The following is a 20,585-nucleotide window of genomic DNA, read 5'->3' on the forward strand; positions in this document are numbered from 1 at the left end:
CAAACTCTCATAAAAAATTTGAAACAACTTTGCAGTTGTTAAGCTCATAAATTAACGTTGCTAGCATTTTTGCTTGCTTTGTATGTTTGCTTCTATATTAAAATAGAAGTCCTACACAATTGGTTCGTTTGCTTGCTTTGTTCAGTTTTCAAAGGTCTACTTAAATTTTAACTTGTCGCGTTAGCAACTTTTATAGCATATCAGTTTAAATATCAAACGTCAAGTCTTTTTTTCGTTTTTTCGAAAAATGTCTTTCAGTTGTTAATTGACGACTTAAACATCTTAACAAAAAGAAGTACTGTTTGTCAATTGTTTTTTTCAAAAAGATGATGCGCTTTAATTGGCGTCATCAACAATTAACAATATACCAATTTTATCACCGCTCGTCAACCCTCAAAATGTTGATTTATCAACGTTTCTACTTTCACCTTTTTCTAATTCATTTCGTCCTTTTTTTAAAGATAGAGCGGTTTATTTCTTTATGATTTTTTAATAAAACTGCATAATTGTTCGGATTTCATCCGTTTGTCAAAAAAACAAGTACTTAATCATTGATATTTAGTTAAAATTAAAGGGTATGTTTATCTATTTTCGTATTTTTTTGATAAAATGGAAGCAATAAGAATTCAAAGGAGGCTATTCAATGAAAATACTAGTAGCAGACGACGACAAAGAGATTGTAGAACTAATCAGTATTTATTTACACAACGAAGGTTATGAGGCAGTTAAAGCTTATGATGGAAAAGAAGTGCTTCTAAAGGTTCGTACTACCCCGGATATTGGTTTACTAATTTTAGATATCATGATGCCTGAGCTAGATGGTATGCAAGTAGTCAAAACTTTACGAAAAGAATCGCAAATTCCTATCATTATGCTTACTGCAAAAACAACGGATATGGATAAAATAAAAGGTCTCGTCGCAGGGGCCGATGATTACGTCACTAAACCATTCAATCCACTTGAAGTGATGGCGCGTGTTAAATCGTTGCTTAGAAGAACTCAAATGAGTCATGCAAGCCAACAACCAGATGTATTAGAAGTAAGTTCATTAATCATTAACCGTGATTCACATGAAGTAAAAACAATTGAAGGGGTTGATATCCAATTAACCGCCTTAGAATTTGGCATTTTATATTTACTGGCTTCGCATCCAAACCGTGTTTTTAGTGCAGATGAAATTTTTGAGCGCGTTTGGAAACAAGAAAGTGTCGTATCTGCTAAAACGGTGATGGTTCATGTCAGTCATTTACGCGATAAAATTGAAGAGGCAACTGGCGGAGAAAAAGTGATTCAAACTGTTTGGGGAGTAGGCTATAAAATTGATGGAAAATAATCTATCGGATAAGAAAAAAAGAATTAGTTTAACTTCTAAAGAAATTAGCGAGCTTTTTGCAGAAGGCATTATTACAATTATTTTATTGCTTCTTATTAATGTGGCAGTTGTTGTTTTAATTTCTTCTATTATTAGTAATTCTCCTTCATTAAATGAATCTATTTTTGAAACGAGAAATAGTTTTGTCCGAAATTTCAATTCAACAATCTTTTTAAACGGAAAAAACTTCATCATCCCGCTATTTTTTATTTTTGATGGGATTGTTCTATATTGGCGCTTATTTCGGCGTTATCGTCAGATGCAATTGCGTCATATTATTCTTGAGCTTCATTATATTGCAGAAGGAAACTATGATCACCGGATTCCGTTTGAAGTGCGTGGTGATTTAAATCGAATTATTACAAGTATTAACGGGCTTGTTGATAGTACGGTTGCAGCAATTGAAGAAGAACGACGCATTGAGCAGTCTAAAGATGAATTGATCACAAATGTTAGTCATGATATCCGCACACCGTTGACCTCAATTATTGGTTATTTGGGTTTGATTGAAGACCGACAATATCATAGCGAGGAAGATTTGCTAAAGTATACACACACAGCCTATATTAAAGCAAAGCAAATGAAATCTTTAGTTGAAGACTTGTTTGAATATACGAAAGTCCGACAACCGAGTGTGCCGATTAATTATATTTCTTTTGATATGGTGCAACTATTAGAACAACTGTCGATTGACTTTGAATTAGAAGCGAAACGAAAAGGAATAGCAATCCAAGTGGTCTCTTCTTCTTCACAAGTTATAATGGATGGCGACACAGAAAAAATTGTACGAGTATTCAATAATCTAATCGCCAATGCATTAAAATATGGTCGAGGAGCTTCTTTAATTTTAATTGAAATTGAAGCGATTGGAACCGAAGCCGTCATCACTGTTAAAAATAATGGCCAGATGATTCCAAAGGCTTCCCTTGATTCATTATTTAATCGTTTTTATCGCGTGGAAGAATCGCGCTCACAAGAAACAGGTGGAACAGGGCTCGGGCTAGCGATTGCTCAAAGCATTATTGCCTTACACGGGGGGTATATTTATGCAAAGTCAAACCCTGATTGGACTTCTTTTACAATCCATCTCCCGCTAACTCGTAATAAAGGAACTAAAAATACAAACATTAGTTGACGAAAAGGCAAGTTTTTGCTATGTTAACTTTAATTAAATCATTTATTGCTTAGAATCTAGTATTTAGAGAACTTGTCAAAGAGAGCTGGTGGTTGGTGCAAATCAGTACAAGGAACTAAAGAATCCAATTCTATCTCGGCATCTTTTGAAAAAAAGACCTACTCTTTGGTTACAAGAGAAACAAGGGCGACCGTTTTGGTCGAACTTGGGTGGTACCGCGAAGTTACGATTTCGTCCCAAGCATTTTTTGCAAGGGGCGGAGTCTTTTTTTTATTAAAAATTTTAGGAGGAAAGTAAAATGTTAGATATTAAAATGATTCGTCAAAATTTTGAAGAAGTCGCAGAAAAATTAAAAAATCGTGGTGTAAAAGAAGAAACACTAAAAAGCTTTATTGAACTTGATGAGAAACGCCGACAACTACTCGTGCAAACAGAGGAATTAAAAAAGCAAAGAAATGTGGTTTCAGGTGAAATTGCGCAATTAAAGCGTGAAAAAATTGATGCAACAGCAAAAATTACTGAAATGCGTGAAGTTGGCGAAGAAATTAAAGCGCTGGATGCTAAAATCAATACCATTGACGAAGAGTTAGAAGCAATTGCCACACGCTTACCAAACTTACCAAATGCTAGTGTGCCAATTGGTGCCGATGAAGAAGACAACGTAGAAGTGCGCCGCTGGGGTCAAGTATCAGCTATGCCTTTTGATCCGAAACCGCACTGGGAAGTGGCTGAGAACTTAGGTATCTTAGATTTTGAACGTGGTGCTAAAGTTTCAGGTAGTCGCTTTGTCTTTTACAAAGGCTTAGGTGCCAGACTTGAGCGCGCTTTATACAACTTTATGCTTGATCAACACATTTATGAACACGGCTATACAGAAATGATGACGCCTTATATTGTTAACAGTCAAGCCATGTTTGGGACCGGTCAATTTCCGAAGTTCAAAGAAGATGTTTTCCAATTAGCAGACACTGACTTAACTTTAATTCCGACAGCTGAAGTTCCTTTGACCAACTACTATAGTCAAGAAATTTTAGAACAAAAAGACTTACCAATTTATTTAACTGCCCTTAGTCCAGCCTTTCGTTCAGAAGCAGGTAGTGCCGGTCGCGATACACGCGGATTAATTCGTTTGCATCAATTTAACAAAGTTGAGATGGTAAAATTTAGTGATGAAGCTCATTCTTATGACGAACTTGAAAAAATGACCAATGATGCAGAGAGTATTCTACAAAAATTAGGACTGCCTTATCGTGTAATTACGTTATGTACAGGTGATATGGGCTTTTCAGCGGCTAAAACTTACGATATTGAAGTCTGGATTCCAGCCCAAGATACTTACCGTGAAATTAGTTCTTGCTCAAACTGCGAAGATTTCCAAGCACGTCGAGCAATGATTCGCTACCGCGATGCAGAAAGTAAGATTCATTATGCCCATACTTTAAACGGTTCTGGGTTAGCTGTTGGCCGGACGGTTGCTGCAGTATTAGAAAATTATCAAAACGAAGATGGTAGCGTGACTATCCCTGAAGTCTTAGTTCCTTATATGGGTGGTCTAACTAAAATCGAAAAAAACAACTAATTGTTACTATTAAAACCAGTAATCGTCTTCGGCTTCACGTTTGACGATTACTGGTTTTTTTAAATTTTTACTTTATTTGTGTTTATTTTGTTGCAACTTGTTTACAGAAGTGTTACATTGTCACTAATTATTACTAGTTGGAGAGAAAATGGATATGCAAAAAAAGAACAATCGAAACAAAAAAAGACACAGTCGAAAAAGAAAACAACCGATTTCCTTAAAGTTAATTTTCAGCGGATTCTTTGCTTTGATTTTGATTTTAAGTGGCATCTATCTCATGCAGTTTGTTGAAAATAAACAACTAGAAAAGCGCGTTGCAAAACAAACCACGCTTCTTTTAAATCAAGTGAAACACGAGCAAGAAAAAAATGAATTGGCTACAGAGGAAAAGGTAACAAAAAAAGCGAATCTCGTTGAAGTAAGCTACCCTCCTTCTGAAATTCCTTCTATTGACGGCTTTGATTTTGACCAAATTACTCAGGAATCGATGAAAAAAATGGAAAAGAAGTTAAATCCCAAAGATCCTGCCGTTTTAGTTAGCCATTTAGCAATTAATCACTATACTGAGCAATTAGCAGCCTACGAGGTGGCGGTGGACTTATACCTTTGGCAAAATAAGTCAGAAGAATTCATAAAAACGAAAACTAAGACGACCAAGCCTGTATTAATCAATCATTCTACCGGGCAATTAATTACCAGCCAAGATCTTATCAAAAAGGAAGAAAACTTACTCGGCATTCAACAAGTTATTCAACAAATGCTTTTAGATCAAGCTGCCGACCCAAACCTAATTCTTGATGAAGTCTTAAACTTACCGCGTTTATCTTGGGATACCCCGATGACTTACACCGAAGAACAATTGGTGGTGCAACTACCGCAAAATAAACTCGGGCAAACGACTATTGCACTACCTTACGCTAAAATTCAACCCTTTATCCAAACAGATTTGGTAAAACCTGAGTATTTAATTCCACCAACGCAGGCTTTGGATGCCAATCAAAAATACGTTGCTTTAACGTTTGACGATGGCCCCTCACCTGTAACGACTCCAAAGATTATTCAAATTTTAGCCAATAAAGGGATCAAAGCAACGTTCTTTTTACTTGGACAAAACGTCAAAGAAAATCCTGAATTAACGAAGCAGATTTTTGAAGGTGGTCATGAATTGGCTAGCCATTCTTATTCGCATCCATCATTTAATACTATTTCTAAAGAAGCCGTCAAAAAAGAAGTCATTGATACAGATAAGGCCATTTTTGAAGCGACCGGTTGCTTACCTAAAATTTTGCGGCCTCCATATGGTGCGGTTAATACTGATACCGCCAAGGTTGTTGGAAAACCGATTATTCAATGGAATGTCGATTCTTTAGACTGGAAAACAAAAAATAGTGCTGCCATCCAAAAAGTCGTGAAAAACTCCGTCGCTAGCGGTGGTATTATTCTTATGCACGATATTCAACCGGCAACTGCCGAAGCACTTGATCAAGTAATCAATGATTTAAAAGCACAAAATTATCAATTCGTAACGATCCAAGAATTACTTGAACAAAAAATGTATCCGATGCATCAATATTTTGGTCAATTTGATCAACGCAACATTTAAATAAAAAAAGGTCTGTAGGATGAAGTATTCCTACAGACCTTTTTTTATTTTTTAAGATTCCACTGAGTAGTTTGGTGCTTCTTTTGTAATTTGAACATCATGTGGGTGTGATTCTTTCAAACCACTACCACTCATTTGAATAAACTCAGAGTTTTCACGTAACTCTTCTAAATTAGCGGCACCAACATAACCCATGCCTGATTTTAAGCCACCAATCATTTGGAATAAAATATCTGCCGCGCTTCCTTTATAAGCCACGCGACCTTCGATACCTTCAGGAACTAATTTATTCGCTTCGTTTACACCGCTTTGGAAATAACGATCGCTAGAACCTTTTTCCATTGCACCAAGAGAACCCATTCCACGGTAAGTTTTAAAACGACGACCTTGGTAAATTTCAAACTCACCTGGTGATTCGTCTGTTCCAGCAAGCATACTACCTAACATCACCGCAAAACCACCCGCAGCTAAAGCCTTCACAATATCACCAGAATATTTAATTCCACCGTCAGCAATAATCGTCTTGCCATATTGGCGAGCAACAGAAGCCGCATCATAAATCGCTGTTAACTGTGGCACACCAACGCCTGCTACTACGCGCGTCGTACAAATTGATCCTGGGCCAATTCCCACTTTCACCACATCTGCACCTGCGTCATATAAAGCTTTTGTTCCAGCAGCCGTCGCTACGTTTCCAGCAATTAAAGTCGCATCAGGGAATGTTTGACGAATTTCCTTGATTTTACGTAAAACACCCGCACTATGGCCATGAGCAGTATCAATTATAATTGCGTCAGCGCCAGCTTCGAGTAATGCGGTCGCCCGATCAAAGGTATCGCTTGTTACACCAACGGCTGCCGCTACTAACAAACGACCGTGTTCATCTTTGGCCGCATTTGGAAATTCAATGACTTTTTCAATATCTTTAATCGTAATTAAGCCACTTAAACGACCGTTTTCATCGACGATTGGTAATTTTTCAATTTTATGTTTTTGCAAAATTTTCTCAGCATCTTTTAAAGAAGTACCGACTGGCGCTGTCACTAGATGGTCTTTCGTCATAACTTCTTTAATTGGGATTTTATAATCCGTTACAAAACGGACGTCACGGTTCGTAATAATTCCAACTAAAATACGGTTTTCCATCGTTTCAACAATTGGCACCCCACTAATACGATAGCTTGCCATTAAATGTTCAGCATCTTCAACTAAATGTTCTGGTGTTAAAAAGAATGGGTCGATAATGACGCCACTTTCTGAACGTTTTACTTTGCGGACTTCATCTGCTTGTTCCGCGATACTCATGTTTTTATGAATCACGCCTAAACCACCTTGGCGCGCCATTGCAATCGCCATTTTACTATCGGTTACGGTATCCATACTGGCACTTAGAATCGGTATATTCAATTTGATATTTTTTGCTAATTGTACACTCATATCGACATCGTTTGGTAAGACGTGACTTTCTGCAGGTACTAATAAGACATCATCGAACGTAAACCCTTTTTTTGCGAATTTTGTTTCCCAGTTGGACATTTTTGTAACCACTCCTCAATTTTTGTATTTTAATGAAAATAGCAAATATTTCGCTATAAGTCAACTATCCTGTGAATTTTATAAGAAATTTAGCGAGATTTTAAAGAAAACACCTAACATGATTGTTAGGTGTTTGAAAATTGTTCGGTTCTTATTTTTTTGGTAAAGCGAGGCTACCAACAATATTATACTTTTTCTTCAAATAGTAACGAATACCCACGGCAGCTGCCCCAATAATCGCTAAGTAAACAGGTGCTAAAATAACATTGATTGCAGGTGGAATTAATGAAGAGGCGCCAACGACACCAATCCAAAGAATAAAAGCACCTGCTAAAACAAGTAACATTTTCACTGTTTTCGGTTTTTGACTACGGTCTGCTCCTGGTCGTTCATACTGATACACATATTTATACATCAAATAAAAGACCCAACCGCCGACACCAGCCATTAAGAAGAGCGTGATTACGCCATAGACTTGCACACTTTCTTTAAATAATAATCCCATTAAACCTAGCATTAGCCCAAAAATACCTAAAATTAACAATGCATTGTCGACCCACATGAAAAATGGTTTTGTTTCTTTTACTTCTTCAGGCTTATTAATAATCGCTTCGGTTCGTTCAGAGACGGTACCAAAAAGTTGACGGGCGGTTCTACCTGTTTTTTGTTCTTGTACTAACACCGGTAAAATTTCATGCAAGGCGACTGCTTTGTCTTCTTCTGAAAGGTTCGCAGCTTCTAATGATTTTTTCAAATCAAAAATATATTGTTGATTCTTTTTCGTTAATTGTTGTTCGAGTTCTCGATTTTCTGAAACATAATTGCGGACTGTTTCTGGTTCCATCGCTTTTGTTTCCCCCTTATGAACAAGTTTATAAAAATATTTTAGCATACTTCAAACAAGATGTACTGCTTTTTTTACGAATGCGTTACACGTTAAAGCGAAACAGCATGACATCGCCGTCTTGTACAATGTATTCTTTTCCTTCTAAGCGAACACGCCCCGCTTCTTTGGCTGCTTGCATCGTTCCGTAGTGGTTTAAATCGTCAAAAGAAACGGTTTCTGCACGAATAAAACCACGTTCAAAATCGGTATGAATAATCCCAGCGGCTTGTGGTGCTTTAATTCCTTTTCTAAAAGTCCATGCACGAACCTCTTGCTCACCAGCGGTAAAGTAAGTCGCTAAGCCTAGTAAATCATAAGCCGTGCGAATCAATTGGTCTAAACCAGATTCTTCAATGCCTAACGCTTCTAAGAAATCGGCTTTGTCCTCGTCATCTAGTTCCGCAATTTCTTCTTCTGCGCGGGCACTAATTACAATCACTTGGGCATTTTCGCTAGCCGCAAATTCGCGCACTTGCTTCACGTAATCGTTACTTTCAGCATCAGCAACCTCGTCTTCACTAACATTCGCTACATAAAGAACGGGTTTTGTTGTTAATAAGAAGAAACTCTTCACGATTTTTTGTTCGTCTTCAGTAAATTCGATTGAACGTGCCGATAAACCTTCTTCTAAAACAGGTTTGATTTTTTCTAAAACAGCTAATTCTGCCACGGCGTCTTTGTCTTTAGTCTTCGCAATTTTGGCTACCCGTTGGATACGCTTGTTCACTGAGTCTAAATCCGCCAAAACTAATTCTAAGTTAATCGTATCAATATCTTCTAACGGATCTACTCGGCCTTCAACGTGTGTAATATTATCGTCATCAAAACAACGCACTACGTGACAAATGGCGTCTACTTGGCGAATGTGGCTTAAGAATTGGTTCCCTAACCCTTCCCCTTTACTTGCGCCTTTTACAATCCCAGCAATGTCGGTAAATTCAAAAGTCGTTGGTACCGTTTTTTTCGGTTTAACTAATTGTGTTAAACGTTCCAAACGCCAATCTGGCACTTCAACCATTCCTACGTTTGGATCGATCGTCGCAAAAGGATAGTTTGCAGCTTCTGCGCCTGCTTTTGTAATTGCGTTAAATAAAGTTGATTTACCAACGTTTGGCAAACCAACAATTCCAGCTGTTAAAGCCATTTATCTTCACTCTTTCTCTGCTTTTTTTAGTATTTTTTTCATTTTTTTCTCGAACTCTCGGCGTGGCATCATCACCATTTGACCGCACTTTAAACAACGAATTTTGATATCTGCACCCATTCGGATAATTTCCCACCGGTTCGTTTGACAAGCATGGGGTTTTTTCATCTCAACAATGTCTTTTAAATCATACATAGCTAAAACTCCTTTACTCGTTCGTTTCATCAAAAGAAAGTTGCAACAAGTCTAAAATCCGGGTTAAATCTTCTTGTGATAAATACTCAATTTCGATTTTCCCTTTGCCTTTTTTCTCGTGAATGGCCACGTTTGTCCCTAAACGATCCATTAGGCGGTCTTCGCTTTCTCTTAAATAATAAGGTTTTTCTTGAATAATACGTGAAACTTTATTTTCTTCTTTGGCTTCATTCATCGCAGCAACTAATTGTTCGACTTGACGAACAGTTAAATTTTCTTTGATACAACGATTGGCTAATTTTAACATTTGTTCCTTGTTTTTTAAACCAAGTAACGTACGCGCATGTCCCATCGACAAACGCTCATCTTGCAACATTTCTTTAACAAGTAAAGGCAACGTGAGTAAACGCAAATAATTGGCAACATATGGACGACTTTTCCCAAGACGTTCAGCCACTTGTGCTTGGGTTAATTTTAAATTTTTCATTAACATTTCGTACGCTTCGGCTTCTTCTAGCGGGTTTAGGTCTTCTCGTTGCAAGTTTTCTAAAACCGCCACCTGCATCATTGTTTCTTCATCAAAATCACGGACGATGGCTGGGATTGTCTCTTTTTGTGCTAATTTTGAAGCACGGAAACGACGCTCGCCGGCAATGATTTCATACCCTTTTACCGTTGATTTTCGAACAATAATCGGTTGAAAAACACCTGAATGTGCAATCGAACTAGCTAACTCTTTTAAAGAGGTTTCATCAAATGTTTTTCGTGGTTGATACGGGTTCGGTCGTAATTCATTTAAAGAAATTTCAATAATTTCGTCTGTTTTTACATCCACTTCTTCTAGATTCACTAGATCTTGAAACAAGGCATCAATTCCTTTGCCTAGACTTTTGCCTTTATTTTTCACGAGCTAACACTTCCTTTGCTAACGCTTGGTACACTTCGGCTCCTTTTGAACGAATATCATAGTCGATAATCGATTGGCCATGACTTGGTGCTTCTGACAAGCGAATATTACGAGGAATAATGGTTTCGTAAACTTTTTCTTGGAAATAGCGACGAACTTCATCGACGACTTCTGCGCCTAAATTAGTGCGTGCATCATACATTGTTAATAACACCCCTTCAATTTCTAGCTCAGGGTTAAAATGTTTTTGAACTAAGCGAACCGTATTTAGTAATTGGCTTAATCCTTCTAACGCGTAGTATTCGCATTGGACCGGAATTAAAATGGAATCGCTGGCCGTAAAAGCATTGATGGTTAAATGCCCTAATGACGGCGGACAATCAATTAAAATGTAATCATATGAATCTTTGACTTCATTTAAAGCTAATTTCAAACGCGATTCACGCGCCATCATTGACGTTAGCTCGATTTCAGCGCCGGCAAGTTGTAGCGTTGCCGGTACGATGTCTAAGTTTTCTCGTGAACTTGGGACAATCGCTTCTTGAATTGGAACTTCGTTGACTAAAACGGTATAAATATCTTGCTCTACATCGGGTTTACGAATGCCCATTCCACTGGTCGCATTGCCTTGGGCGTCCATATCGACTAAGAGGATTTTTTTACCAATAAACGCCAAGCTTGCGCCTAAGTTTACAGTCGTTGTTGTTTTACCAACCCCGCCTTTTTGATTTGCAACAGAAATAATACGTGCCACGGATACTCCCCCTATACAATTGGTTGTTTATTTGGTAAACCTGGTTTTCTTGGATATTTTTTGGGTGTTTCTTTTTTCTTTTCAATGACCAAAATATGGCGCTCGTCACCGACAATTGGCAAATGTAATTCTAAATCTTCAATGAACTGACCACCGAGTAATGCAATCGCTTTAGTAGCTTCGGTTAATTCTTCTTCACTCTTCGCTGCTTTTAAAGCATAAAAATACCCATTTTTCTTAACAAGAGGCAAACACAGTTCCGTTAAAACATTCAGCCGCGCAACAGCCCTTGCCGTCACGTAGTCAAACGTTGCTCGTTGTTCTTTTGATTGGGCAAATGTTTCCGCACGATCATGATACAAAGAGACGTCTGTTAATTGCAATGTCTCTACTAAGTGCGTTAAAAAAGTGATGCGTTTATTTAACGAGTCAACAATCGTCACTTGTAATTCAGGAAATATAATTTTAAGCGGGATACTAGGAAATCCTGCCCCTGAACCAACATCACATAGACGCGCATCACTTTTGAAGTCTACTGCAAAGGCTAAAGTAATCGAGTCATAAAAATGCTTTAAGTAGACTTCTTTTTTCTCGGTAATGGCCGTCAAATTCATTTTTTCATTCCAAGAAACAAGTAACTCGTAATACTGCTCAAATTGTTGCATTTGCTTTTCGCTTAACGCAATGCCTTGCTCTAATAATCTTTGTTGAAATTCTTCTGGTAACATAGCCGCTCCTTTTCTCTTTCGTGAAACAGAAAAAATGTTTCACAAGTCCGTTTCTACTTTAACGTAAAATGCCAACGCATGCAAGTAGAACTTCGCCTTTTTTTGCGTTTCACGTGAAACAAAAGCAGCAAAACGCCTCTTCGTTTTGCTGCTTTTGTTTTTTAATGTAGGGTTTTTTCTTTTAAGTCAAAAATCGGTGCTGCTACGAGATCTAAAGTAGCGGCGTATTCCCCTTCTGTCTCGAAAATAACAATTTCATTTTGTCCTTCATTTAAGAAACCTTTTGGCACATAAAGGGTCTGGGTTGCTCCTTTGCGCCAAAAACGACCAATATGGTATCCATTGACTAAAACAATGCCTTTACCAAAAGCTTGCAAATCGATATAAGTATCGGCTAAATCCGTTAATTCAAAGTGATATTGATAAAAGGCTGGTTGGTCTGCTTGCCACGCTTTCGTATAATCGATGGTTAACGGTTGATCAAAAGCTAACGCATACTGCTCCCAATCTAAAATAAAGTGTAAATCACTCATCACGCCTTGGCGAATGCCTTTTCTTTGTGTATCGGCCAATAGTTTATGCCCATAGTTCACTCGCCCCATGTTTTCCATTAAAATCGTTAATTCGTTTTCTGCAAAAGGTGGTTGGACAAAAATATCTTCGCCGATTTTTTCTTGGTATTGCGTCATGATATGTTCACCATTCAAGTAAACTTTTGCTCGGTCCCGACCATCGATAATTCGGTAACGTTCTTCTTCTGCGTCTTTTTGGACTTTGGTTCGATAAACCATGTAACCATAAGCTTGACCTACTTCTTCCATTGTTTTCGGGTATTTAGTAGTGATTTTTTCACTAATATCATCTAAAACTTCAAATAAACTAACCTTATTCGTTAATGGAATTTGATTCACTGACAGGCTTGGTTTAACGAGGGGTTCTTTTTGTTGTATATTTGGGAATAATTCTTTTACCATTTTTTGTATCGCGTAATATTTTTCAGTTGGGTTGCCTTGTTCATCCAGTGGTGCACCGTAATCATAAGAAGTAATTTGTGGCAAATCAAGTGTCCCCCGTGCCGAACAACCATTCATAAAGCCAAAATTGGTCCCGCCATGGAACATGTATAAATTGACACTGCCTAACTCTAAAACTTCGCGTAAAGCCGCCACTAACTCGTCCGTTTCACGTGTAACAATCGGTTCTGCCCAACGGTTAAACCAGCCATCCCAAAATTCCATACACATTAATGGCCAATTTTTACCATGTGCTTCTTGGAATTTTTTTAACTCTGCAAAATTTTGTTGCCCTTTTGAACCAAAGTTCCCCGTCGGCAATACACCTTCTTCGATCATACTGCCTGCTCTTAGAGTCGCTAACCAAGAACCATCTGAAGTAAAGAGCGGTACATCTACGCCTAACTCTTCCATCAATTCTTTTATCGCTTTTAAATACGCTTTGTCTTCTCCATAAGAACCATACTCATTTTCAATTTGCATCATTAAAATCGGTCCGCCATGGGTAAATTGTAGCGGAACTACTTTAGCCATTAAAGCTTCATAATAACGACGAACGTAAGCTAAAAATTTCGGATCACTTGACCGAATTTTACAGTCTTTTTGTAGTAGCCATGCGGGTAAGCCACCAAATTCCCACTCAGCACAAATATAAGGTGTCGGACGTAAAATAACATATAAATCAAGTTCGGCTACCGTTTGGATAAATTTTTCTAAATTAGCAAAACCTTCAAAATAAAATTCAGCTTCTTTGCCTTCATGTAAGTTCCAAGGGACATAAGTCTCCACCGTGTTAAATCCTAGCGCTTTTAAATTATACAAAGAATGATACCAGTCGCTTGGATGCACCCGGAAATAGTGAATCGCTCCGGATAAAATTTTAAACGGTTCGCCATTTAACATAAAATCTTCTTTAATTTCAAACGTTGTCATTTATTTGCTCCTTCGTTATTAGTGAAAAACCACTCTATTGTAAAAAGAAAATAGAATGGTTTTTTATGGTTTATCGTACTAGCCAACCACTTCAACTTTATCATGCCAAGAACTTGCCGTTTGATGAACGACACGATTGAGTGACTCGATATTTTCTCTTCCTTGGCTGAGTAACCAATTACGTGTTTGGTCTTCGCCCTCTTTCGCAAAAGGCGCAACGGCATCCTTCCAAGTTGCGCGACCACACAAGACACCATTAAAAGTCGAACCTGCTTCTTTGGCAAAAACTAACGTATCTTGAAACGACTGCGCGCTTACCCCTGCACTTAAGAAAATAAATGGTAATGAGGTCGCCTCGCTTTGTTCTTTGAAAAACTGTAAAGCTTCTGCTCGCGTGTGGACAATTTGACCTTTTCCAAAACCTTCCACATAGTTCATGTTAACGGGTACTTCTACTTTTAAAACATCAACTTTGTATTGTGGTTTTGAAAATTCTTTCATCATCTCATTCACTTTACGAGGTTTTACTTTAGCAAACGCCGCACTCGTATTATCAGCCATGGTTGCATCATAAGATAACAACTCTAAGTAAAAAGGCAAATCTTCTGCTAAACATTCACTACCTAAACGTTCAATAAAGACGTGTTTTTTATGGTTAATAGCTGGATCCTCGTCAATGTCGTAATATAATAAAAATTTAATCGCATCGGCACCTTGTTCTTTCAGTCGTAGCACAGACCAATCTTCTAATAAATCTGGCATCCGACCAGGAGTGGAAGCATCATAACCCGTTTTTTCATAAGCAAGTAAAAGACCTGCTTTTGAATCGCGAACTTTAGCTGCTGGTAACCCAAATTCTGGATCTAATAAGATTGAAGAAGAATATGCTGTCAACTCTTCAGAAACAAGCACTTTAAATTCTTCAATATTTTGAGCCGTTGCTTCCATATCAAGTGCATTCATCATTTTTTTCATAGCGCCACGTTGATCAATCGCTAATGCACTAATAAAACCTTCTTGCGTTGATAAACGATCCATTGCTGCTTTTTTTCCTTTAGTTAATTGTAACATAATTGATTCTCCTATCTTTTATTGTTTCGTTCTTTGTTTGTTTAGTATTCGTGAATAATTACCCCTTTTACGACACGGTTAACCGTCCCTGTAGCTGAAGGTGTATCTGGTGTATTTCCCACTTTAATGGATGACAATAAAGAAATTGTTTGTGCAAAAACAACATCAACTAAAGCTAAGTAACCATCTGGTAATTGAACCTCACTTGCTTTTAAGACAAAGTTTTCACCGGTATAATTCATTTCTCCCGCTTGTCCAATCCCAATCACTCCTGCTGCAATTTGATCAGCATTGGCTTCTTCTAACATATCAATATCGTATTGACGTGTATAAGCATTATTACTAATAAAGTCAAAAATTAAAGTTTGTTCGTTTACAAAAGATTTTGGTCCATGACGAAAGCCCATTGAGGAATCAAAGACGGTTGTGATTTTTCCTGCCGTTAACTCTAAAACTTTTAACTGTGCTTCACGTGTCAAGCCAGCTAAACTACCCGAACCTAAGTACACAATTCGATTAAAATCACGGTCAATGATTGCTTGAATGTCTGAAACACGAGCAAGCACATCTTGACTAAGTTCAATTAAAGCTTGCACGTAACGAGTTTTTTCTGCTAGTTGATTCTTTTCATCAAAAACGAGCAAGGCAGTTAGCGTCATGCATGAATAGCTACCTGTCATCGCAAAGCCTGCATCATTTGAACGTTCAGGCATTATTAACAATAAATTACGCTCATCTCCTTGAGCCGCTTTGGCTAAAGCCCCTTCTTTGGCACAAGTAATCGTTAAATGATAGATGTTTTTGATTAATTGATTCGCTAATTGAACCGTTGCGACACTTTCTGGGCTATTGCCACTGCGCGCAAAGGATACGAGTATCGTTGTTTCCTCAGGGAAAAAATACTGCTCTGGCGCTGCGACAATATCAGTTGTGCCAATACTTTGAAAAATAAACTTCTTAGTATCACCATTTTGGTTTAAATGAGGGACAATCGTATCTCCTACGTATTGCGAGGTCCCTGCACCAGTAAAAATTACTCGGACTTTCTCAGTAGTACTTGTTTTTACTGTTTTTAAAAATGACGTAATTTGTTCAAGTGATGCTTGATAATAAGTAAAGGCTTCTGCCCATAATTCTGGCTGTTGTCGGATTTCGCGCGTCGTAATTTCGGCACCGAATTTTTCTAATTCTGTTTTTGCTAACTGATACATTTTCTTTCCTCCATTTATTTAAATTCGATTTCATGACTCTTGTTAACTGGTTACTACCACAATATAAGGTTACTATGCTTTTTATAATTAGTCAACAAAATTTCTTGATATTATTAACTTTTTCTTATTTTTGTTGGTATCTAAAACAAGAACCACTTATTAAAAGAAGACGCTCTCTTAATAAGTGGTTCTTGTTTATTTTTTATTCATCTTCGTCTTCATCATCAGAAAATAAGACATCATTGACTTTCGCAATACCTTCTTGTGCTTGTGCAACGATATCACCTTGACTACCAATCATTTCGCCATTGATATAACTGATAACCATCGGCATATTCATACCTGAATAAAGATCAAACACAGAGCCACTCATTAACATTTTAGCGGCAACGTTACAAGGTGTGCCACCAGCTAAATCGCAAAAGACCGTAAACTCAGCTAAATCAGCAATCACTGCTTCTAATTTCGCTTGAAACTCTTGCGGGCCCTCTTCTGGTAATAAAGTAACTGTATGAATATTTTCTTGCGGTCCCATAATCATTTCTGTGCTTTGTTTTAAATGCTCGCAGAAAGTGCCATGACTAATTAATACTAAATGACTCATTTTGTTTCGCTCCTATTATTTAGAAATTACCCCAAAGGCAGATAAAGCAATACATACGATAAGTACGATGAAAATTGCACGCGTGGATGTAATGTTTTTCTTACCTAATAACCAATAAATCGCACCAACAATTGCTGCTGGGAATAGGCGTGGTAAAATCATGTCTAAGTTATTTTGTAAACTTAAAGTAACGTCTCCAATACTTGGTGCCCAAGCAATTTTTACATTGACCATGGTTGCAACTAAAGCCCCAACCATGAATACTCCCATTAAAGTTGCTGCATCTGTTAAAGCCGTCAAGCGGTGTTGCATCGTTGTAACTAAACTAACCCCTTCTTTATAGGCAAATTCTAATTGTTTCCAACGAAAAACCATTACGGCCACTTGAGCTGCAATCCAGATAATGATTCCTGCAGGGTTTCCTTGCATTGCCATATTAGCTGCTAAAGCCCCAAAAATAGTTGGAATTAATGCTCCAAAAATCGAATCACCAATTGCTGCAAAAGGTCCCATTAAACCGGCTTTAATCCCTGAAACCGTATCAATCCCGCTAATTCCTTCTTTTTCTTCAATCGCTAGGTCAATCCCTGTTACGATTGTATTTAAGAAGTTTGACGTATTAAAGAATTGCGAATGAGCTTTCATCGCTGTTTTTAATTCTTCTGTACCATCGCCATACATTTTTCGTAATTGTGGCAAAATATGATACAAATAACCTGAACCTTGCATCCGCTCATAGTTCCATCCTAATTGGAATGTAATTAAGTTTCGACGGTTAATTTGTTTAAAATCTTCTTTCGTTAATTTATAATTAGATTTCGTCATCTTCAATTTCCCCCTCAGCCGATGAATTTGAACTGCTTTGGACTACTGGCACATTAATATGGTTTTTGTAGCTAATTGCAGCTAAAGAAAAACCAATTGCAGCAATACCTAACATAGGTAGTGAGTTAAAGACACCTGAAAATTCTTCTACAACACTTGCCACACTTGCTCCAAGGAATTGAATATTACCAAACACTGTTGTTAATAGTGCGGTAAGCACAAAACCTAAAATTAAATATGGGAAATGTTTTTTCACTGGTAAGTAACGAAGTAAAATAGCAAACCCGACTGCTGGTAATACTGCTCCGGCAACAGAAAGACCGTCACCCAACCATTTTAAATCACCATTTAAAATAGCAACAACTTGTTCAACGAGACCGCCACCAAATGCAAGTGCTAAAAAGACTGGTAACATCCGAGACAATGACCAAGGAATTGCTCCGGCTAAGTAGTTACGTTCAATCCCTTTGTAGTTGAAGTTTTCAACGTGTGCGTCAATTCGGTGAGCAAAATAAGTATTCGTGAAACGACCTAAAATGTCCATTTGAATCATTAACGCTGCAACAGGTACAGCAATTGTTGCAATCGCTTGTTCTGGATCCCAACCAAGTGAAACAGAAAAAGCCGTTGCTAAAACAGTTCCTGAGTTCGCATCAATTCTTGAAGCACCCCCGAAAGTTCCAACCCCTAAAACGGTTAATTGCATGGAACCACCAATTAAAAGACCTGTTTTAATATCACCCATTACTAGACCTGCAAAAAGACCTGCAAAAACGGGTGCACTGATTGAAGAATAAAATTGTAATTCATCTAGGATTTGATATCCCGCATATAATGATAATAATAAGACCTGCCACCATTGAATTGCCATTTGTTATTCCCTCCTTATTTTTTCAATAATTCCATAAAGTTCTCTGCTTTATCACTAGGTACCATCTGGGCAACTAAACGAACGCCTTTACGATTTAATTCGTTAAATGCTTCAATATCGGCATCTACCACGTTGATTGATTTTGTTATCGAACGAGTTTCTGGTGTTTGAGACATATTTCCAACGTTAATTTCTTCTAGAGAAACGCCTAACTCAACTAGTTTTAATAAGCGATCTGGTTTTCTAGCAACAATCAATAAACGCTGTGAATCATACTTGCCAGCTAAAATGTTTGTGGCTGCTTTTTCAATTGGTAAAATACTTAATTTTACCCCTGAAGGTGTCGCTAATTTCAACCCACTCTTTTCAATCGCATTTTTTGCGACTTCATCGTCCACGACCATGATTCGACTAATATTTAGTTTCGTTGTCCACAAATTGGCAACTTGACCATGAATTAATCGACCATCAATTCGCACTCCGATAATACTCATAACAAATTCCTCCTGACTCGTCACAAACAAGGTGACCTATTTTTTAATTACTTCCAAAAAAGAGAACGATTACACTTTTTAGTTAGCGCTTACTTTTTTAATCAAACGCTACAAATAACAGTTATTTTATAAATAAAAAAATAGCAATCTCTTCTCTGTTACTTAAAGTATTTCATTTTCTTTTCTGGTAGTAACCACACCATCAGTATAGGTTTCATTTTTTTTGTCAATAGATTTTTATGAAAAAATCTTTGTACATTTTCGATAAAAAAGAAAAACCCAAATAAAAACATTGATAAATCAACATTTATTCTTCGGATTTATTTTTTATTTCTTTTTATATTATAAAAATAATATTTTTTCGAGTTGAAAACTTGATTGAAAACATTCTTGAAAAAATTACTGGTATTAAAAATATTTATTGTTGATTTTCAATCGAAATAAATTGATAAGGTGTTTCTTGATACAATTCATTAATCCAATTAGCAAAGACCAATGAGGCAACCCCACGCCAACAATTCGTTATCGGTTTCGTTGGACAATCGTCTTTAAAATAGTTTTTAGGTACTTGCGGATTTAAATTTTTCGCTTGATCTCGTAAATATTCATTTTTTAACGTATCCGTATCATACTCTAAGTGCCCTAAAACATAAACTTCTCGAATATTGCCTTTTGCAATAATCGTAGGACCAATTTCTTCGCTGCTAGCTAACACTTTTAAAGAAGTTTGAGCTAATTGAGCAGCGTCAATCCCAGTATAACGGGACTGTGGATAGGTAATTTCATCACTTAAGCCTCTGGTAAGCGGGTGCTTTTCTTTGATTTGTTGTAAATAAATACCAGATAGTTTTTCTGTATATAAGATTTTATTGATGCCATAATGAAAATAAAGAGCGGCTTGTGCCCCCCAACAAATATGAAAGGTCGAAAAACAATGATTTTTACTCCAAGCCATTATCTTTTTTAATTCTTGCCAATAAAGAACCTCTTCAAAAGCCAACGTCTCTACTGGAGCACCTGTGATAATTAAACCATCGTAGTATGTCTCTTTAATTGAATCAAACGTTTTATAAAATTTATCTAAATATGCTTTATCGGTATTTTGACTTTCATAAGTGGTCATCCGAATAAAATCAACTTCAATTTGTAAAGGTGTTTGAGATAGCAGTCGTAACAGTTGAATTTCTGTAATTTCTTTTTGAGGCATCAAATTAACAATCGCGATTCTAAGCGGACGAATGTCTTGTTTACGCGCACGTTGTTGATTAAAAATAATAACTTGTTCTTTTTTTAATACCTCTGAAGTTGGCAATCCTTTAGGTAGGATAATAGGCACTTCAATCATCCCTTTCTCATAGTTTTCTATTCAAACTATAATAAATAAGCCGAAGTGTCAACCTAGAAGATTGATTTTACGTGTTTTTATTTTTTAATAAAATTAGCGCTTGACATTTGATTAGAATTCGTGAATAATGATTAAAAATATATTAAAACACGTTGATGAAGAAAGTAAAATAAGGATTCCTTCTGAAAGAGAGCTTCGGTAGCTGAAAAGAAGCGAAGAAAGAATTATTTGAAAATGGCTTTTGAGTGGGTGCTTTGAGAAGAAATTTTAGAAGCACACGGAAATTTCCGTTATCAAAAATAATCGATCGCATTTTTTGCTGTCGAGACAATGAGGTAAAAGTGTAAACTTTTACGAATTAAGGTGGTACCATGTATTG

The 20,585-nt window shown here is 37.1% G+C and carries 19 protein-coding genes and 2 other annotated features (1 of these 21 running past the window's edge); of the genes, 4 read left to right on the forward strand and 15 right to left on the reverse strand.

All coding sequences use genetic code 11. The annotated features are described in order from the left end of the window. Positions 1–643: 643 nt before the first annotated feature. The 4 genes from croR to JOD14_RS05330 all read left to right on the forward strand — a co-directional run bounded on the left by croR (position 644) and on the right by JOD14_RS05330 (position 5,689). Positions 644–1,333: a response regulator transcription factor CroR gene (gene croR, locus JOD14_RS05315; protein ID WP_204653804.1), complete on the forward strand. Its 690-nt coding sequence runs from the start codon at positions 644–646 to the stop codon at positions 1,331–1,333. Then, positions 1,323–2,507: a sensor histidine kinase gene (locus tag JOD14_RS05320; RefSeq protein ID WP_204653805.1), complete on the forward strand. Its 1,185-nt coding sequence runs from the start codon at positions 1,323–1,325 to the stop codon at positions 2,505–2,507. The genes croR and JOD14_RS05320 overlap by 11 nt, the downstream gene beginning before the upstream one ends. A 41-nt stretch (positions 2,508–2,548) precedes the next feature. Next, positions 2,549–2,749: a binding site (T-box leader), on the forward strand. Between the two features lie 56 nt (positions 2,750–2,805). Next, entirely contained in the window at positions 2,806–4,086 is a 1,281-nt protein-coding gene (gene serS / locus JOD14_RS05325; protein ID WP_204653806.1) for a serine--tRNA ligase, read from the forward strand. Positions 4,087–4,363: 277 nt separating this feature from the next. Beyond that, entirely contained in the window at positions 4,364–5,689 is a 1,326-nt protein-coding gene (locus JOD14_RS05330) for a polysaccharide deacetylase family protein (RefSeq protein ID WP_204653807.1), read from the forward strand. 51 nt (positions 5,690–5,740) lie between these two features. Here JOD14_RS05330 and guaB read toward each other — a convergent pair whose 3' ends face one another. The 15 genes from guaB to JOD14_RS05400 all read right to left on the reverse strand — a co-directional run bounded on the left by guaB (position 5,741) and on the right by JOD14_RS05400 (position 20,206). After that, entirely contained in the window at positions 5,741–7,225 is a 1,485-nt protein-coding gene (gene guaB, locus JOD14_RS05335; protein ID WP_204653808.1) for an IMP dehydrogenase, read from the reverse strand. A 151-nt stretch (positions 7,226–7,376) separates the two neighbouring features. Continuing rightward, entirely contained in the window at positions 7,377–8,069 is a 693-nt protein-coding gene (locus JOD14_RS05340; RefSeq protein WP_204653809.1) for a DUF1129 domain-containing protein, read from the reverse strand. A gap of 85 nt (positions 8,070–8,154) precedes the next feature. Beyond that, positions 8,155–9,255, reverse strand: coding sequence for a redox-regulated ATPase YchF (gene ychF / locus JOD14_RS05345; protein WP_239576096.1), 1,101 nt, complete (start codon positions 9,253–9,255; stop codon positions 8,155–8,157). Positions 9,256–9,261: 6 nt separating this feature from the next. After that, positions 9,262–9,450 (reverse strand): DUF951 domain-containing protein, encoded by a 189-nt coding sequence (locus JOD14_RS13135; RefSeq protein WP_239576097.1) that lies wholly within the window; start codon positions 9,448–9,450, stop codon positions 9,262–9,264. Positions 9,451–9,463: 13 nt separating this feature from the next. Continuing rightward, a complete protein-coding gene (locus JOD14_RS05350) occupies positions 9,464–10,357 on the reverse strand; it encodes a ParB/RepB/Spo0J family partition protein (protein WP_204653810.1) in 894 nt (297 codons plus the stop codon). After that, positions 10,347–11,111, reverse strand: coding sequence for an AAA family ATPase (locus tag JOD14_RS05355; protein ID WP_204653811.1), 765 nt, complete (start codon positions 11,109–11,111; stop codon positions 10,347–10,349). The genes JOD14_RS05350 and JOD14_RS05355 overlap by 11 nt, the downstream gene beginning before the upstream one ends. An 11-nt stretch (positions 11,112–11,122) precedes the next feature. Continuing rightward, positions 11,123–11,839 carry a 16S rRNA (guanine(527)-N(7))-methyltransferase RsmG gene (gene rsmG, locus JOD14_RS05360; protein WP_204653812.1) on the reverse strand — a complete coding sequence of 239 codons (717 nt, stop codon included), beginning with the start codon at positions 11,837–11,839 and terminating at the stop codon, positions 11,123–11,125. A gap of 161 nt (positions 11,840–12,000) precedes the next feature. Then, positions 12,001–13,785, reverse strand: coding sequence for a glycoside hydrolase family 35 protein (locus JOD14_RS05365; RefSeq protein ID WP_204653813.1), 1,785 nt, complete (start codon positions 13,783–13,785; stop codon positions 12,001–12,003). Between the two features lie 78 nt (positions 13,786–13,863). Then, entirely contained in the window at positions 13,864–14,856 is a 993-nt protein-coding gene (lacD, locus tag JOD14_RS05370) for a tagatose-bisphosphate aldolase (RefSeq protein ID WP_204653814.1), read from the reverse strand. 41 nt (positions 14,857–14,897) lie between these two features. After that, positions 14,898–16,067, reverse strand: a complete 1,170-nt coding sequence (locus tag JOD14_RS05375; protein WP_204653815.1) for an SIS domain-containing protein — start codon at positions 16,065–16,067, stop codon at positions 14,898–14,900. Between the two features lie 202 nt (positions 16,068–16,269). Continuing rightward, entirely contained in the window at positions 16,270–16,671 is a 402-nt protein-coding gene (locus JOD14_RS05380) for a PTS sugar transporter subunit IIA (RefSeq protein WP_204653816.1), read from the reverse strand. Positions 16,672–16,686: 15 nt separating this feature from the next. Further along, the gene (locus tag JOD14_RS05385; RefSeq protein ID WP_204653817.1) at positions 16,687–17,496 is read right to left on the reverse strand and encodes a PTS system mannose/fructose/sorbose family transporter subunit IID; all 810 of its coding nucleotides are present in this window, start codon (positions 17,494–17,496) and stop codon (positions 16,687–16,689) included. After that, the gene (locus JOD14_RS05390) at positions 17,483–18,367 is read right to left on the reverse strand and encodes a PTS mannose/fructose/sorbose/N-acetylgalactosamine transporter subunit IIC (RefSeq protein ID WP_204653818.1); all 885 of its coding nucleotides are present in this window, start codon (positions 18,365–18,367) and stop codon (positions 17,483–17,485) included. The genes JOD14_RS05385 and JOD14_RS05390 overlap by 14 nt, the downstream gene beginning before the upstream one ends. 14 nt (positions 18,368–18,381) lie before the next feature. Further along, on the reverse strand, positions 18,382–18,861 hold the full coding sequence (locus tag JOD14_RS05395; protein ID WP_204653819.1) for a PTS sugar transporter subunit IIB: 480 nt from the start codon (positions 18,859–18,861) through the stop codon (positions 18,382–18,384). A 418-nt stretch (positions 18,862–19,279) separates the two neighbouring features. Continuing rightward, positions 19,280–20,206 carry a homoserine O-succinyltransferase gene (locus tag JOD14_RS05400; protein ID WP_239576098.1) on the reverse strand — a complete coding sequence of 309 codons (927 nt, stop codon included), beginning with the start codon at positions 20,204–20,206 and terminating at the stop codon, positions 19,280–19,282. A gap of 143 nt (positions 20,207–20,349) precedes the next feature. Further along, positions 20,350–20,585: a binding site (T-box leader), on the forward strand; it runs 14 nt beyond the window's last position.

Source organism: Enterococcus lemanii (assembly GCF_016909125.1).
Taxonomy (GTDB): Bacteria; Bacillota; Bacilli; order Lactobacillales; family Enterococcaceae; genus Enterococcus_I; species Enterococcus_I lemanii.

Bases quoted from the DNA above. Each gene is read 5' to 3' on its own strand.
- croR (WP_204653804.1), top strand. From the start codon at position 644: ATGAAAATACTAGTAGCAGACGACGACAAAGAGATTGTAGAACTAATC.
- JOD14_RS05320 (WP_204653805.1), top strand. From the start codon at position 1,323: ATGGAAAATAATCTATCGGATAAGAAAAAAAGAATTAGTTTAACTTCT.
- serS (WP_204653806.1), top strand. From the start codon at position 2,806: ATGTTAGATATTAAAATGATTCGTCAAAATTTTGAAGAAGTCGCAGAA.
- JOD14_RS05330 (WP_204653807.1), top strand. From the start codon at position 4,364: ATGCAGTTTGTTGAAAATAAACAACTAGAAAAGCGCGTTGCAAAACAA.
- guaB (WP_204653808.1), bottom strand. From the start codon at position 7,225: ATGTCCAACTGGGAAACAAAATTCGCAAAAAAAGGGTTTACGTTCGAT.
- JOD14_RS05340 (WP_204653809.1), bottom strand. From the start codon at position 8,069: ATGGAACCAGAAACAGTCCGCAATTATGTTTCAGAAAATCGAGAACTC.
- ychF (WP_239576096.1), bottom strand. From the start codon at position 9,255: ATGGCTTTAACAGCTGGAATTGTTGGTTTGCCAAACGTTGGTAAATCA.
- JOD14_RS13135 (WP_239576097.1), bottom strand. From the start codon at position 9,450: ATGTATGATTTAAAAGACATTGTTGAGATGAAAAAACCCCATGCTTGT.
- rsmG (WP_204653812.1), bottom strand. From the start codon at position 11,839: ATGTTACCAGAAGAATTTCAACAAAGATTATTAGAGCAAGGCATTGCG.
- JOD14_RS05365 (WP_204653813.1), bottom strand. From the start codon at position 13,785: ATGACAACGTTTGAAATTAAAGAAGATTTTATGTTAAATGGCGAACCG.
- lacD (WP_204653814.1), bottom strand. From the start codon at position 14,856: ATGTTACAATTAACTAAAGGAAAAAAAGCAGCAATGGATCGTTTATCA.
- JOD14_RS05375 (WP_204653815.1), bottom strand. From the start codon at position 16,067: ATGTATCAGTTAGCAAAAACAGAATTAGAAAAATTCGGTGCCGAAATT.
- JOD14_RS05380 (WP_204653816.1), bottom strand. From the start codon at position 16,671: ATGAGTCATTTAGTATTAATTAGTCATGGCACTTTCTGCGAGCATTTA.
- JOD14_RS05385 (WP_204653817.1), bottom strand. From the start codon at position 17,496: ATGACGAAATCTAATTATAAATTAACGAAAGAAGATTTTAAACAAATT.
- JOD14_RS05390 (WP_204653818.1), bottom strand. From the start codon at position 18,367: ATGGCAATTCAATGGTGGCAGGTCTTATTATTATCATTATATGCGGGA.
- JOD14_RS05395 (WP_204653819.1), bottom strand. From the start codon at position 18,861: ATGAGTATTATCGGAGTGCGAATTGATGGTCGATTAATTCATGGTCAA.
- JOD14_RS05400 (WP_239576098.1), bottom strand. From the start codon at position 20,206: ATGATTGAAGTGCCTATTATCCTACCTAAAGGATTGCCAACTTCAGAG.